This is a genomic window from Collinsella sp. AM20-15AC, from assembly GCF_003471405.1.
In the GTDB taxonomy this organism is placed as follows: domain Bacteria; phylum Actinomycetota; class Coriobacteriia; order Coriobacteriales; family Coriobacteriaceae; genus Collinsella.
Genome location: NZ_QRJA01000020.1, coordinates 1,371 through 15,527, shown reverse-complemented (window position 1 = coordinate 15,527; position 14,157 = coordinate 1,371). Strand labels below are relative to the sequence as shown.

The 14,157-nt window shown below is 62.1% G+C and carries 6 protein-coding genes and 1 tRNA gene; 5 read left to right on the top strand and 2 right to left on the bottom strand.

What is annotated here, in order from left to right; translation table 11 throughout:
* Nucleotides 1-179: 179 nt before the first annotated feature.
* Together DW233_RS07455 and DW233_RS07450 are read left to right on the top strand one after the other, a co-directional pair.
* Nucleotides 180-827, top strand: a complete 648-nt coding sequence (locus tag DW233_RS07455; RefSeq protein ID WP_117564330.1) for a DedA family protein — start codon at nt 180-182, stop codon at nt 825-827.
* Nucleotides 828-1,115: 288 nt separating this feature from the next.
* On the top strand, nt 1,116-2,168 hold the full coding sequence (locus DW233_RS07450) for a branched-chain amino acid aminotransferase (protein WP_118267543.1): 1,053 nt from the start codon (nt 1,116-1,118) through the stop codon (nt 2,166-2,168).
* A 561-nt stretch (nt 2,169-2,729) separates the two neighbouring features.
* Here the strand turns inward: DW233_RS07450 and DW233_RS07445 are convergent.
* Nucleotides 2,730-3,281, bottom strand: a complete 552-nt coding sequence (locus DW233_RS07445; RefSeq protein ID WP_118267541.1) for a LemA family protein — start codon at nt 3,279-3,281, stop codon at nt 2,730-2,732.
* Nucleotides 3,282-3,493: 212 nt separating this feature from the next.
* On the opposite strand from DW233_RS07445, the gene DW233_RS07440 reads away from it, so the two are divergent.
* Nucleotides 3,494-4,078, top strand: a complete 585-nt coding sequence (locus tag DW233_RS07440; RefSeq protein WP_118260291.1) for a TetR/AcrR family transcriptional regulator — start codon at nt 3,494-3,496, stop codon at nt 4,076-4,078.
* Nucleotides 4,079-4,081: 3 nt separating this feature from the next.
* Here the strand turns inward: DW233_RS07440 and DW233_RS07435 are convergent.
* A tRNA-Ser gene (locus DW233_RS07435) sits at nt 4,082-4,171 on the bottom strand.
* A gap of 51 nt (nt 4,172-4,222) precedes the next feature.
* Between DW233_RS07435 and tadA the strand changes: the two genes are divergently transcribed.
* A complete protein-coding gene (tadA, locus tag DW233_RS07430) occupies nt 4,223-6,004 on the top strand; it encodes a tRNA adenosine(34) deaminase TadA (protein WP_118267539.1) in 1,782 nt (593 codons plus the stop codon).
* Nucleotides 6,005-6,504: 500 nt separating this feature from the next.
* Nucleotides 6,505-14,118: a Spy0128 family protein gene (locus tag DW233_RS07425; protein WP_118267537.1), complete on the top strand. Its 7,614-nt coding sequence runs from the start codon at nt 6,505-6,507 to the stop codon at nt 14,116-14,118.
* Nucleotides 14,119-14,157 lie beyond the last annotated feature (39 nt).

Below are 14,157 nucleotides of genomic sequence, written 5' to 3'. Positions count from 1 at the left end.
TAGCGATTCGCTAGGGATTAGGAAGAGCAATCTTGCTCGGCTTTGCGCGACAGGTGTCAATTATGCAAACTTGCTGGTAATGAAGTCACGCTTTTGTAAGGTCGTGTGCGTTGCCGCGTCACAACCGTATACTGGTCAACTTGGACGTGTCCGCGCCCACAACTGAGAGGTTTTACTTCATGGGTTTCATCAATTTTATCGCCGAGCTGCTTAAGGATCCGCGCACCGCGATCGCCAGCTGGATCGCTGCCGGCCCGCTTATGGCCTATGGCTGCGTGTTCCTGATCATCTTTATCGAGACGGGCGTGGTGTTCTTCCCGTTCCTTCCCGGCGATTCGCTGCTGTTTGCCTCGGGTTTCTTTGCCCACAACGGCGGCTTTAACATCGTGGCTCTGCTGGCCGTCGCATGGACGGCTGCCATCTTGGGCGATCAGTGCAACTTTATGATCGGTCATTTCTTTGGCCAAAAGATCATCGCCTCGGGCAAGGTGAAGGCCATGACGCCCGAGCGCATCAAAAAGTCCGAGGAATTCCTGGACAAATGGGGCCACCTGGCCATCTTCCTGGGTCGCTTCTTCCCGTTTATCCGCACCTTTGTGCCCTTCATCGCCGGCATGGGCGGCATGCATTGGCGCAACTTTGTCATCTTTAACGTGTTGGGCGGCATTACCTGGTCGACGGTCTTCACTCTGCTGGGCTACTTCTTTGGCGGCATCCCCTTTGTGCAGGAGCACTTTGAGCTGCTGATTATCGGCATCGTCGCCGTGTCGATCATCCCGACCGTGGTCGGTCTGGTTAAGGCTAAGCTGGGCAAAAAGAACGCGTAGCTCGAGCCAGCGCGCAAACCGTGCCGTTGAGGCCCGTCACCCTTTACGGTGGCGGGCCTTTCTGCTTCGGTCAAATGAAAATACTTTACTTAGTTAAAGAAAAGCGTTTTATCAGACGCGTACGGGGAGTACAATCTCGTGCATGCGAATCGACGTGCCATCGGCTTTGATGCCGTTCGCGTGTCCCGTCCGGCTCTACGCTCCGGGCGTGCGACGTTGCGACGCGGTCGGCTTCGGTCTTTGCGTGCGGGTTCGCGAGTATGCAACTGTGTATGTAAGGAGCGACATATGACTGTCGAGAAGAAGGATATCGATTGGGGTAGCCTCGGCTTTGGCTACATGAAAACCGATTACAGCTACGAGGCTCATTGGAAGGATGGCAAGTGGGACGAGGGCGGCCTGACCACCGACCACACCCTGCATGTTTCCGAGTGCGGCGGCATCTTCCATTACTGCCAGGAGGTCTTTGAGGGCCTGAAGGCCTACACCGCCGAGGACGGCAGCATCGTCTGCTTCCGTCCCGACATGAACGCTGAGCGTATGTATAACTCTGCCCAGCGCCTCGAGATGCCCCCGTTCCCCAAGGACAAGTTTGTCGAGGCCGTCAAGCAGGTCGTTTCTGCCAACGCCGCCTGGGTTCCGCCCTTCGGCTCCGGTGCAACCCTGTACGTGCGTCCGTTTATGATCGGCTCTGGTGACGTGATCGGCGTGGCTCCCGCTCCTGAGTACACGTTCCGCATTCTCGTGACCCCGGTCGGTCCGTACTTTAAGGGTGGCCTCAAGCCCGTCAAGCTGCGCGTTTCCGAGTACGACCGCGCCGCACCGCACGGCACCGGCAACATCAAGGCTGGCCTGAACTACGCCATGTCCCTCAAGCCCACGATGGAGGCCCATCGCGAGGGCTATGCCGAGAACCTGTATCTCGACTCTGAGTCCCGCACCTATGTCGAGGAGACCGGCGGCGCGAACGTTCTGTTCGTGAAGGAGGACGGCACGCTCGTCGTTCCGCAGTCGCACACTGACTCCATCCTGCCCTCCATCACCCGTCGCTCGCTCGTTCAGGTTGCTCAGGACCTGGGCATAACCGTCGACCAGCGCCCCGTCGAGTGGGCCGAGGTCAAGGCCGGCACCTTTGTGGAGTGCGGCCTGTGCGGCACCGCCGCCGTCATCTCCCCGGTGGGCGAGATCGACAACAAGGTCTACGGTGCCGACGAGACCGTGACCTTCCCGGCTGGCTACACCGAGATTGGCCCCGTGATGAAGAAGCTCCGCGAGACCCTGACCGGCATCCAATCTGGTGCTGTCGAGGATAAGCACGACTGGGTTTACACCGTCGCGTAAGCTGTCTTAGCTGTTCGGCCCGAGGGCAACCTTCCTTTCCGGCGCGTCCTCGGACATGAAAGAACCTCCGCTGCGCACTTCGTGCGGCGGAGGTTCTTTCGTCCTGCGGAGTGCGCCGGAAAGGAAGGTTGCCCTCGGGCCTGCGTTACCTCGGCGCTGCCGTTACGGGCAATATAGATCTGAATTAAAGATGGCGCGCGGCCTTTTAGGCCGTGCTTTTGTTTTGGTTCGCGCCATGTGGGGGTGATGGCGACGTGCATTTTTGCGAGTATTCTGCAATCGAAGGCCCCTGCATACCGACCTCGGGCAAAAAATCGGGATTTCTCGATGTTTTCTACGAATGATGGGCGGGGTTATGGGCTGACAGCGTTTGATTTGCAGGGATATTTGCGCTCTTTGGCATTTATCGCGGCGCCCGAAGCCCTTGGTTATGTTGAATACTCCTAAAAATGCACGGCGCTTAGAGGGGGAGCTTCGCGAAAAAGGAAACCGCCCCGTCGAAGTATGCATTCGACGGGGCGGTTTATGCATTTGGCCGATTAAGGATGCGCTGCCAAACTACTAGAACTTGACGGTCGGGGCCTGGCGGGCTGCTTCGGCGGCCTCGAAGCCCTGGCGCTCCTTAAACTGGAAGATGCCGGCAAAGATGACAGCCGGGAACGTCTGAATGGCGTTGTTGTAGCTGAGCACGCAGTCGTTGTAGCTCTGGCGTGCATAGCTAATCTTGTTCTCGGTATCCTCGAGCGACGCCTGCAGCTGCGTAAAGTTGGTGTTTGCCTTAAGGTCGGGATAGGCCTCGGCTACGGCGAAGAGCTGGCGTAGCGCACCGGTCAGCACGTTGTCGGCCTCCATCTTGGCCTCGGGCGTGGTGGCCTTGACGGCGGTGTTACGCGCGCTGATCACGGCGGAGAGCGTCTCTTGCTCGTGCTTGGCGTAGCCCTTGACGGTCTCGACCAGGTTGGGGATCAGGTCGTTGCGGCGCTGCAGCTGCGTATCGATGTTCTGCCAGGCGTTATCGATGCGGTTACGCTTGGTGACCATGTTGTTGTAGATGCCGGCGATGGCGCAGACAATCACAATGACAACAACGATGCCGATGATGACGGGAATCATGGTGTCTCCGTTTCGAATGGCCGCGGCGTCTTCCGCCGGCTGCCGTTGGTGTAACGCTACTAGTATACCCGCAACCCTTGGCGATACCGAACTTTCCGGTAAGCGTTATGTTTCCACCAAGGTGAGGCCGTTCGCCAGGGAGTGGGCGATACAGGTGTAAGATATGCGACAGATTAGTGAACGCTGTCTTTTCCTTGAGGAGGGCGATACGTATGGACCTTCGCATCAAGAAAACCTATCGGGCCCTGTTCGAGGCCTTTACTGAGCTGCTCGAAGAGCATCGGTTTGAGGACGTGACGGTTGCCATGCTGTGCGACCGCGCTATGATTCGTCGGACGACGTTCTACAAGCACTTCCGCGACAAAAACGATTACTTTGCCTTCTACATCGATGAACTCATGTCGGGCCTGCCGCAAAAACGGGCCGATGCGGATGGCTCGGAGGGCGCCGAGGACGTGCGCGCGCTTCGCCACGAAGTGTTCGCCGATGCCATGGATCTGATTCTGGCGCATGAGCAGCTCATGGATAACATTTTGGCGAGCAGTATGTCGGGCATGCTGACCAGCATGATTTGCGACCGCATCGCGCGCTCCATACGCGGGCGCGTGATGAGCGCGCTTGACGAGGATGCGCTTGCGCCCGTATCGCTCGAGACGACGTCTGAGTTTGTCGCCGGCGGCATTATTCGGCTCTTTACCATGTGGTGGGAATCGGGCCACGTACTGGAGCGCCGATCCGAAATCGCCGACGTGGTCGATGCGCTGTTCGAGCGGACCATGACGCCGGTGAGTCACTAAGAGTGGCGGAGAGAGGGGGATTCGAACCCCCGGAACGCTCTCGCGCTCAACGGTTTTCAAGACCGCCGCATTCAACCGCTCTGCCATCTCTCCGTGAGTCGTAATGATAGCATCGTTTTGAATTTGCAACAGGGAAGGCGAACGATGACGATCACCGAAATCGACGAGAAGTTCATGCGCGAGGCGTTGGCGGAGGCGCGAGCCGCCGCGGCGGTGGGCGAGGTGTCCATCGGAGCCGTAGTGGTGCGCGACGGCGAGATCGTCGCGAGGGCGCACAATCGGCGCGAGCTCGACCAGGATCCTTCGGCTCATGCCGAGTTTGCGGCCGTGTGCGCCGCTGCCCAGGCGCTTGGCCGCTGGCGCCTTTCCGACTGTACGGTCTATGTGACGTTGGAACCCTGCTGCATGTGTGCGGGGCTTATGGTCAATGCGCGCGTGGGGCGCTGCGTGTATGGCGCGAGCGACGCCAAGGCGGGTGCGTTGGGCTCGTTGTACGATCTCAATGCCGATTCGCGCCTAAACCATCGGTTTCATGTGACCGCCGGCGTGTTGGCGGATGAGTGTCGCGCGGTGCTGAGCAACTATTTTGCCGGTTTGCGCGGTGCGGATGGCGTCGGTTGCGGCTGCGGTGCAAACCTTGAGGCGCATGTTGCCCACGCCGAGGCCCTTGCTGACGGCGAGGATCTTGCCGGCGAGACGCTCGACTTTGGTCCCGTGCAGCGCCGGCCTCGCCGTGTGCTGCTGGCGATTGATTCCTTTAAGGGCAGCGTTTCGAGTGCGCAGGCAGAGGAGGTCGTTGCCGAAGGCGTGCGCCGCGTTTGGCCCGATGCCGAGGTGTGCACATTGCCGCTGGCAGATGGCGGCGAGGGAACGCTCGACGCCGTTGCCGCCTGCGGTGGCGAGCTTGTGACCTGCGAGGTTGCAGGTCCCTTGGGCGAGCGTGTGCCTGCCCGGATGCTGGTTGATGTCGAGCGCGAGTCCGCGGTCATCGAGATGGCCGAGGCGGCCGGCATTGGGTACTCGCCTTGCACGGAGTCGTCGGCGCTTGCGGCTTCGACCTATGGCGTGGGCGAACTGATGCTTCATGCGGTTCGCGCGGGTGCAAAGACTATCTATATTGGCTTGGGCGGCAGCGCCACCAACGACGGCGGCGCCGGCATGCTGCAGACGCTGGGCGCGCGTGTGGTCGATGGTCGGGGCTGCGATGTCGCCCCCGGTCTTGCCGGCCTTGAGCAGGTGGCGAGCGTTGATTTGGCGCCAGCGCTGCAGGCTTTGGATGGCGCTCGTATCGTTGTGCTTTCGGATGTCGAGAATCCGCTCGTAGGGCGTCGCGGCGCGCTTGCGGTGTTCGGCGGACAGAAGGGTCTGCCGGCGGATGATGCCGAGGCGCTGGGCAAGTACGACAACTGGATGGTCGGCTACGGTCGCCTGCTCGATGCGGCAATTTTCGAGGTGCGAGCTCAGGGGTTGTTGCGCACACCCGAGGGCACACGGACGTTTGGCTCGGTGCTCGGTGTGCCCGGCGCCGGTGCCGCCGGTGGTCTGGGAGCAGCGCTGTTGGCACTCGGTGCCGAGTTGCGCTCGGGCGTGGAGACGGTGCTCGACCTCGTGGGGTTTGACGAGCGCGTGCGCGATGTCGACCTCGTCATAACGGGCGAGGGCAATATGGATGAGCAGTCCGCCGCCGGCAAGGCGCCGGTGGGTGTGGCCCGTCGTGCGAAGCGATATGGCAAACCGGTGGTCGCCGTCGTGGGCGGTCGTGCCGACAGCCTGGATGCGGTGTATGGGCAGGGCGTCGACTTGGTGCTTCCGATCTGTCGCAAGCCCATGGACCTGGAGCGGGCACTCGATCCGCAAGAAGCCGCAACCAACCTCATCTGCGCCGGCGAAGCGGTCGCTCGATCCTACGACCTCGGTCGCATCTAGAAAAGTAGTCATTTTGGGACGGGGCTAGGAAAACACCCGTAAAGGCATGTGAATCTGAACAAATCAATCCTGTGCCTTGTGGCGCTCGATGGTGCTGTCTGGGGATCGGAGACTATGCACTTCAGGTGTTGACGCCGCCATTTATGTGCCATTAGTAGATTGCTCTTCGTTCAGTTGTTCGCCAATTAATCATGCCAATTAATTACCATCTCGGGCGAAGACGTGGATTATCTCCATGATGGGCCTCTTTGGGCATAATGTTGTCTTTAACTGTCCTTAATCAATAGATCGCTCTTGGGAAGAGAAGGCGACACCAGAGGGGGAGAAGGGAATTGGAGAGGAAAGTTTTCGGCGGGGGGCAGAGAGTCGCTGCTCTCTGCCTTGCGCTGGTTCTCGGCTTCGGATGTTTATCCGTTGGCGCGACGGCCGGTGTCGCATATGCGGCCACGGCATCGCGGACTGCGTATACTGCGGAGGGGTTTGAGATCACCCAGGACGGCGTGACCTATTCGTGCGAGACCACGGATATGGGCACGGCGGAAATCAAAGGTATTGTTGCTGACGACAGTGTGACCGCGGTGAGTGTGCCCGGCTCCATCGAGCATGGTGGCCAGACCTACAAAGTCACCGAATTTCGTTTCTCGTCTGATATCGTGGCCAAGAACGTTGAGCAGCTGACGCTCCCCGACACGCTCGAAAAAATGTCCGGAGGAGGATTCCATTTCAGGAAGTTCGCAAAGCTCAAGGAGCTCCATATCCCTGGCTCTATCAAGAACTTCGATTGCCCGCTGCAAAACTCCAGCTCGCTCGAAAAGCTCTATTTCGATGAGGGCGTCGAGGAGATTAGCGCCAACTCGATGGTCAATGGCTGCAGCAGCCTTTCGGAGATCGATCTCCCCTCCACCCTCAAAATGATTTCGGGCACGGGCGCCTTCAGAGGAGCTACGGCCCTCACAAGCATCGAGTTTCCAAAAGATGTCGCCTTCGACGACACCATAGTGGGCGTGTTCCAAGACTGCACGTCTCTGACAAGTGTGTCGTTGCCCGCTTCGGTTACCAAGATCCCCTCGTACATGTTTGACGGATGCACCTCTCTAACGTCCGTCACCGCGCTTAGCGAAATCGAGTCTATCGGGGATGGGGCGTTTCAGAATTGCTCGAGTTTAACTGGCATCGATTTCCCGGGCACATTGAAGAGCATCGGATCCTCTGCTTTCCGGGGGTGCGCCAGCCTGGTGAGCGTGACCGACCTGAGCAAAGTGACAAAGATGGGCAGCGCGGCTTTTCGCGAGTGCGGAAATCTGCGGGCGTCCGTGGACCTGTCCTCGCTTCAGAGCATTCCGGGCTATGCGTTTTGCTACACGCCAGTTAAGATCGCGGGGCTCTGCGACAGCCTGAAGAGCATTGGCGACTGGGCCTTTATCTGGAGCAATGTTGCCGTCCAGTTCCCCGAGACGCTCGAGACAATTGGCAACTACGCCTTTTTTAGCGGTACGTTGCCGGAGCAGCTTTCCATTCCAGATTCCGTGACTTCCGTTGGCGCGGCAGCCTTCTCGGGCGTAGATGGCGTGAAGGATGTGACGATCGGGCGCGGCCTTACCAAAATACCCCTGGACATGTTTGACGGCAGCTCGGTTCAAAAGATCACGATCGAAAACAGCAGGGACGACATCACCGACTCGGAGAACCTCCCGTCCTCTGGCGTCGATATCGTCTACACGCGCGAGTCCATCGATGACGGCGTCGGCGATACCGTGAGCAATGACAGCACCAAGACCCTTCAGGAGCTGGTCAGCGAGGCCCCCAAGGGCAAGGAGACCGTCATCAAGCTGGAAAAGCACGTGAAGCTCGGCTCCACGCTCACGATTCCTGCCGGGAAGATGATTAAGATCACGTCGGATGAGCCCTATACCATCTTGGCAAAGAAAAGCGGCTTCTCCGTACTGGTCAATGTTGCCGAGGGGGCATCCCTCGAGCTGTCGGGGAACGTGTCCCTGAGTGGTCGCTACAACAAGGGCGCCATTATTTCTAGCAGGGGAGCGGTTGTGCTCTCTGACGAGGCCGTTGTGTGCGACGGCGCTGCGAACACCGTCAATACGGGTGTCATCGACGTGTCGGGAGACAAGGCTTCGCTTACCATGATGGGCGGCGTTATCGAGCAGTGCGAACTTAAGGACGCGTATTGCGGCGCTGTCCACGCGAAGGACGGCGCCCATGTTGTCATGAAGGGCGGCGTTATCCGTAAGAACGGAATCGTCGTTACCGGAGACACTAACGGCTATCACCTCACATCTTCTGGCGTCATGTTGGTGGGCAATGCCCGCTTCGACATGAGCGGAGGCAGCATCGAGGGCAACAGCGGCTATCGAGGCAGCGCGGTCCTTGCGTACAGTGAGGGGGAGGGCGATAGCCAAAGAGCCAAGTTCACGATGACTGGTGGTCAGATTTCCGGCAACAGGAGCAGTAAACTGGAGGCGGGGCCCTTAGATCCCTCTGGAGCAGTTCACATTGAGGGCAACGCCGAGTTCACCATGAAGGGTGGAGAGATTGAGAACAACGTTGCGTCTGGCAACGGCAAAGGCGGCGGAGTGTGCGTGGTCGATCGCGGCCTGCAGCAGGGTGGTAGGGACCATACCGCTTTCACTATGAAAGGTGGCTCCGTATCGGGTAACTCCGCTTCCGCCGGCGGAGGCATCTATACCTATTCAGATGACGTCATGCTCAGTGCGGGCGAGATCAAGGACAATACTGCTCGGAATATGGGTGGCGGCGTATATAGCGAAGGCAACGAGTATCTCGTCTATAGCACGCTCCATATCGAAAACGCTCTCGTTGTTGATAACCATGCGAAAAAGCAGGGCGGCGGCATGTGGTTCTGCCCGACCGGAGATGCCAAGGTCTACGTCCAGAACGGTGGCCTGATCGCCAGGAACTCGGCCGATGAGGCGGGAGACGACCTCGTCTTCACCGGTTTCAAAGACGCCAAATACAAACTGACCTTGGCCAACCGCGCTCCGGGCGGCGGAAAGGTCAGCTGGTACAGAGACGGTGGGCTGTTTAACCCCGAAGGCACTTATGCGGAAACAAACACCGAAATCCCGCGATTCTCGCCCGACGGTGGCAACGGCGAGCCCCTGTCCTTTACCGACGCCACGCCGAACGTCGCGCTTAAATCTGTGATGAGCGAGGATGTGTATAACCTCGGCCGCGGTCAGACGTCGCTGACGATCTCTGGCAATACGGCCGAGCGGGGAGGCGGCATCGGCGCCAACGGCGGTGTCATCATCGGCAAGTCCGAGAACATCGACATTCGCATCAAAAAGGTCTGGGAGAACCCCAGGATTCCCCATCCTGATAAGGTAAAAGTAAATCTCAAGAACGGCGATACCGTCATCGATTCGATCACCCTGAGCGAGTCTGACGACTGGAAGGGCGTCTTCTCCAACCTGCCGCAGTGTGATGCTTCCGGCGCCGTGATCTCCTACACCGTGGCCGAGGACGCCGTCGACGGCTACAGCTCTGAGGTCTCCGGCGACGCCGAGCACGGCTTCACCGTGACCAACACCTTCACGGCCAAGGTCTCGGTGCCCGTCGAGAAGAAGTGGGTCGGCCCGGCGGCTGAGAAGGCCACCGTGCGCCTGCTCGCCGACGGAAAGGACGCCGGCAAGAAGATCGACCTCGACGAGTCCAACGGCTGGAAGGGCTCCTTCGAGGGCCTGGCCAAGTACTCCAAGTCCGGCTCCGTGATCGCCTACACCGTGGCCGAGGACCCCGTCGAGGGCTACAGCTCGAAGGTCTCCGGCGACGCCGAGCACGGCTTCACCGTGACCAACACTGTGAAGACGGGCGAGCTCGACGTCTCCAAGACCGTCGTGGCGCGCGAGGGCCTGGCGGTCGACGCGGACAAGACATTTGAGTTTGCGGTCGAGGCCGCCGATGCCGCGGGCCGCAAAGTATCCGGCGCCTACGGTGACGCGACGTTCGAGGACGGCAAGGCGACCCTCAAGCTCAAAGATGGCCAGACGGCGAGGATCACGGGGCTGCCCGCGGGAACCTCCTACACAGTGACCGAACGTGCCGCCGATGGCTACAAAGCCGCGGTGAACGGTGTCGAGGGATCCAAGGCCGATGGCTCCATCTCGGCTGACCAGGTCTCCTCCGCCGCCTTCACCAACACCTTCGACCCCGCCCCCGCCACGGCGTCCGTCCCCGAGCTCACCAAGGTGCTCGCGGGCGGCCGCAAGCCCGGCCTCCAGGAGGGGGAGTTCGTCTTTGAGCTCTCCCTCACCGACGGTGCGGGCAATGTGCTCGAGGGCTACCCAATCGAGGCGAAGAATGACAAGGACGGCAAGGTTTCCTTTGGCGAGCTCAGCTTCACCAATCTGGGCACCTACCACGCGACCGTGACCGAGAAGGCAAGCGGCGATGTCCTGATTGAGGGCGATGCGCATGCCTACACCTTCGACATCACGGTGACTCAGACTGGTGCCGGCCTTAAGGCCGAGATCTCCAACGAGCGGGGCAAGAAGACCTTCACCAACACCTTCTCGCCGCACGACAACACCAAGACCGTCACCAAGGCGGACGCCTCGGGCGCCAAGGTCGATGTGGATGGCAAACCGGTGGGCGTGGGCGATACCCTCACCTATACCATCGGCTGGGCCAATAACAGCGTCGACGACAGGGGCGCCGCGCAGGCGGCCGACGTGACGGTGACCGATGTCCTGCCCAAGGGCGTTAACTATGTTGAGGGTTCTGCCGACGGTGCCGCCTACGATGCCGCGACACGCACCCTTACCTGGTCGCTCGGCGAGCAGGCTGCGGGCGCCACGGGCACGCTCAGCTTTGACGTGAAGGTCTCCGCCGAAGCCGCCGTGGTCGACGACATCTCCAACACCGCCACGGTCAAGGTGGGGGAGAACGAATCCCAGACCAACACGACCCACAACAGCGTGTCCCGCGAGGGCAGTCTCACTGTCAAGAAGACGGTCGTCGGCGGCGACAGCCAGCGAGAGTTCGGCTTTACGGTCGCGCTGACCGACGGGGACGGCGAGCCCGTCTCCGGCACCTTCGGCAAGGGCGAGCACGCCGTGACGTTCGCGGACGGCAAGGCGAACTTCACGCTTAAGGATGGCGGGGAGAAGATCATCTCCGGCCTACCCGTGGGCGCGCGCTACACCGTGACCGAGGACGCCGCCGAGGGCTACACGACCACGGTCAACGGGGCTGACGGCTCCAAGGCCGAAGGCACCGTGACCGAGGACGGCGCGACCGTCGCGTTCACCAACACGTACGGAACGGCCGCCGAGGGCAGGGACGTCTCCACCGCGGGGCTCTTCACCAAGACGCTCGAGGGCCGCGACTGGGCGGAGGGCGACAGCTTCCAGTTCACGCTCGCGGGCGAGGACGGCGCCCCCATGCCCGAGGGCTCTGCCGACGGCTCCAAGACCGTCAGCGTGACGGCCGCCGCCGGCACCAGGGCGGGCGCTAAGGTCGCCTTCGACTTCGGCTCCATCCGCTACACGCTCGATGACATCAAGGATGCCGAGTTCGCCGAGGTCGGCGGCAAGCGCGTGCGCGCCAAGACCTTCACCTACACGGTGCGCGAGGTCAGGCCCGATGACGGCTCTGCCATCGCCGGCGTGGCCTACGACGGCCACGTCGCCACGATGACGGTGACCGTGACCGATGACGGCTCCGGCAACCTCGCGGCCACGACGCCCGCGATCGCGGAGGTGAGCGGCGGCGACTTCGTCAACACCTACACGACCGAGCTCGACTACTCGGCCCGCGCGGGCGTGCGCCTGTCCAAGACGCTCTGTGGTCGCGCCATGGAGGCGGGGCAGTTCGCCTTCACCGTGACCGCCGACGCCGAGACGGCCGCCAAGCTCGGCCTCAAGACCGACAAGGACGCCTACGCCGTGGCCGCTGCCGATGACGGAGAGGCCGACCTGGTCGACCTCATCGGCGGGATCGCGGAGAGCGACGTGAAGTTCACCGATGCCGACGCGGGCAAGACCTACAGCTTCACCGTCACCGAGACCAAGCTCGGCGGCGAGGGCTACGCCAACGACACCGCGCCGCGTACGGTGACCATCGCGCCCGCCTACGATACCGCGACGGGCAAGCTCACGGTCACGACCACGGTTGCCAAGGACGGTGTCGAGGTCGCCCGCAGGGAGGTCTCCACGGCAGATGATGCCATGGCGGCGCCCGCGCCCGTGACGGTCGCGTTCCAGAATTCCTACGAGGCAACCGGAGCCCTTGGCGGCGAGGGCAACGTGGCAATTAACGCCACCAAGACGCTGACGGGTCGCGCCGCGGCGGCGGGCGAGTTCTCGTTCTCCGTTCGCGATGCCCAGGGCAATGCGGTCGCGACCGCGACCAACCGGGCCTCCGGCGACGGCGAGGCCGTGGGACTTGCGTTCTCGCCCATCTCCTACACCACCGACGCTCTCGGGCGGATGGTGGCGGAGGGAACCGCCACCAGGGCCGCCGACGGCTCCTGGGTCATTCCCTATACCGTTTCCGAGGACGGTACGGACCGGCTGCCTGCGGGCGTGACGGCGGCCACGTCGAGCTTCGGCATCACGGTCAAGGTGACCGATAACGGCAAGGGCGGGCTGGATGTGGCCGTGACCTACCCCGAGGGCTCCGACGGCACGCTGTCGTTTGTGAATGCCTATAGCGCCGGCGAGGCGACGGTCGATCTCGCGGGCACCAAGACGCTGGCGCTTAGCCAGGCCGGACTCGGCCTCACGCAGGCCGGCATTGCGGGCAAGTACACCTTTAAGATTGAGCCGCTGGACGGCGCGCCCGCGCCGGTCGACGCCTCCGGCAAGACGGTGACCGAGGCGGCCAACGACGCCGCCGGTAACGTCGCGCTGGGCCACGTCACGTTTAAGCAGCCGAGCGACCTCGATGACGTCGAGATCGACGGCGGCGGCCTGCGCACCAAGACGTTCACCTACCGGGTGAGCGAGTCCGGTTCGGTCGACGGCGTGGTCAATGACGCGACGGCAACCAGGACCTTCATGGTCAGGGTGGTCGAGGACACCGCCGCGGGCACGCTTGTCGCGGAGGTCCTGCCCGCAGAGGGCACGCCCGAGGGTAAGGGCGCGTTCGAGTTCACCAACACCTACGGCGTGAACCCGACGCCGAGCTCCGTCACCGACCAGATCAAGGTGAACAAGAAGCTCAAGGGCCGTGACCTGGCCGAGGGCGAGTTCGAGTTCCAGCTGGTCAAGCTTGCCGCCGACGGCAGCGAGAGCGTCGCGGCGACGGGCAAGAACGCCGCCGACGGCACGGTCGAGCTCAGCCCCGCCACCTACACCGCGCCCGGCACGCACAGCTACGAGCTGCGCGAGGTCGCCGGCACGGCGGGCGGCGTGACGTACGACAAGACGACGTACCGCGTGCGCACGACGGTCACCGATGCCGGTAACGGCACGCTCGCCGTCAAGCACGAGCTGGCGGATGCCGAGGGCAATGCCGTGGGCGACACCTCGGTGACCTTTACCAACGGCTACGAGGCCGCACCCGTCACCCTCAAACTGGGCGCCGCCAAGGTGCTCAAGGGCGCCGAGCTCAAGGCGGGCCAGTTTAGCTTTGAGCTCAAGAGCCGGGACGGCAAGGTCATGTCGACCGCCAAGAATGCCGCCGATGGCAGCGTCACGTTCGATGCGCTGACCTTCAAGCAGGCCGGCACCTACACCTTCACGGTGAGCGAGGTCGACGACGGCCAGGCGCACGTGACCTACGACAAGGCGGTGCACAAGATCGTCGTCACGGTGAGCGACGAGGCGGCAGACGGCACCAAGACGGGCTACCTGTCGGCGAAGGTCTCCTACGAGGGCGACGCCAACCTGCCGCCGGTCTTCACCAACAGCTACGTCGAGGAGCCCGGCACCCCCGAGAACCCCGGCACGCCGGGCGGCGGCTCAGGTGGCGGTTCAGATAACGGCTCCGGCAGCGGCTCCAGCGGCGACGGCTCCAAGGGCGGCATGCCCGACACCGGCGACCGCAGCCTGCCGGTCGAGGCGCTCGGCGCCATGGCCGGCATCGGCGCGCTGGCCGTCGCGGGCGGCGCGGTCCTGTACCGCAGGCGTCGCTAGCGATATGGACGAGTGGGGCGAATCCATCCGATGGGTTCG

What these genes read in the sequence shown, in the direction of transcription:
- DW233_RS07440 (WP_118260291.1), top strand. Translation starts at nt 3,494, where the DNA reads ATGGACCTTCGCATCAAGAAAACCTATCGGGCCCTGTTCGAGGCCTTT.
- DW233_RS07450 (WP_118267543.1), top strand. Translation starts at nt 1,116, where the DNA reads ATGACTGTCGAGAAGAAGGATATCGATTGGGGTAGCCTCGGCTTTGGC.
- tadA (WP_118267539.1), top strand. Translation starts at nt 4,223, where the DNA reads ATGACGATCACCGAAATCGACGAGAAGTTCATGCGCGAGGCGTTGGCG.
- DW233_RS07445 (WP_118267541.1), bottom strand. Translation starts at nt 3,281, where the DNA reads ATGATTCCCGTCATCATCGGCATCGTTGTTGTCATTGTGATTGTCTGC.
- DW233_RS07455 (WP_117564330.1), top strand. Translation starts at nt 180, where the DNA reads ATGGGTTTCATCAATTTTATCGCCGAGCTGCTTAAGGATCCGCGCACC.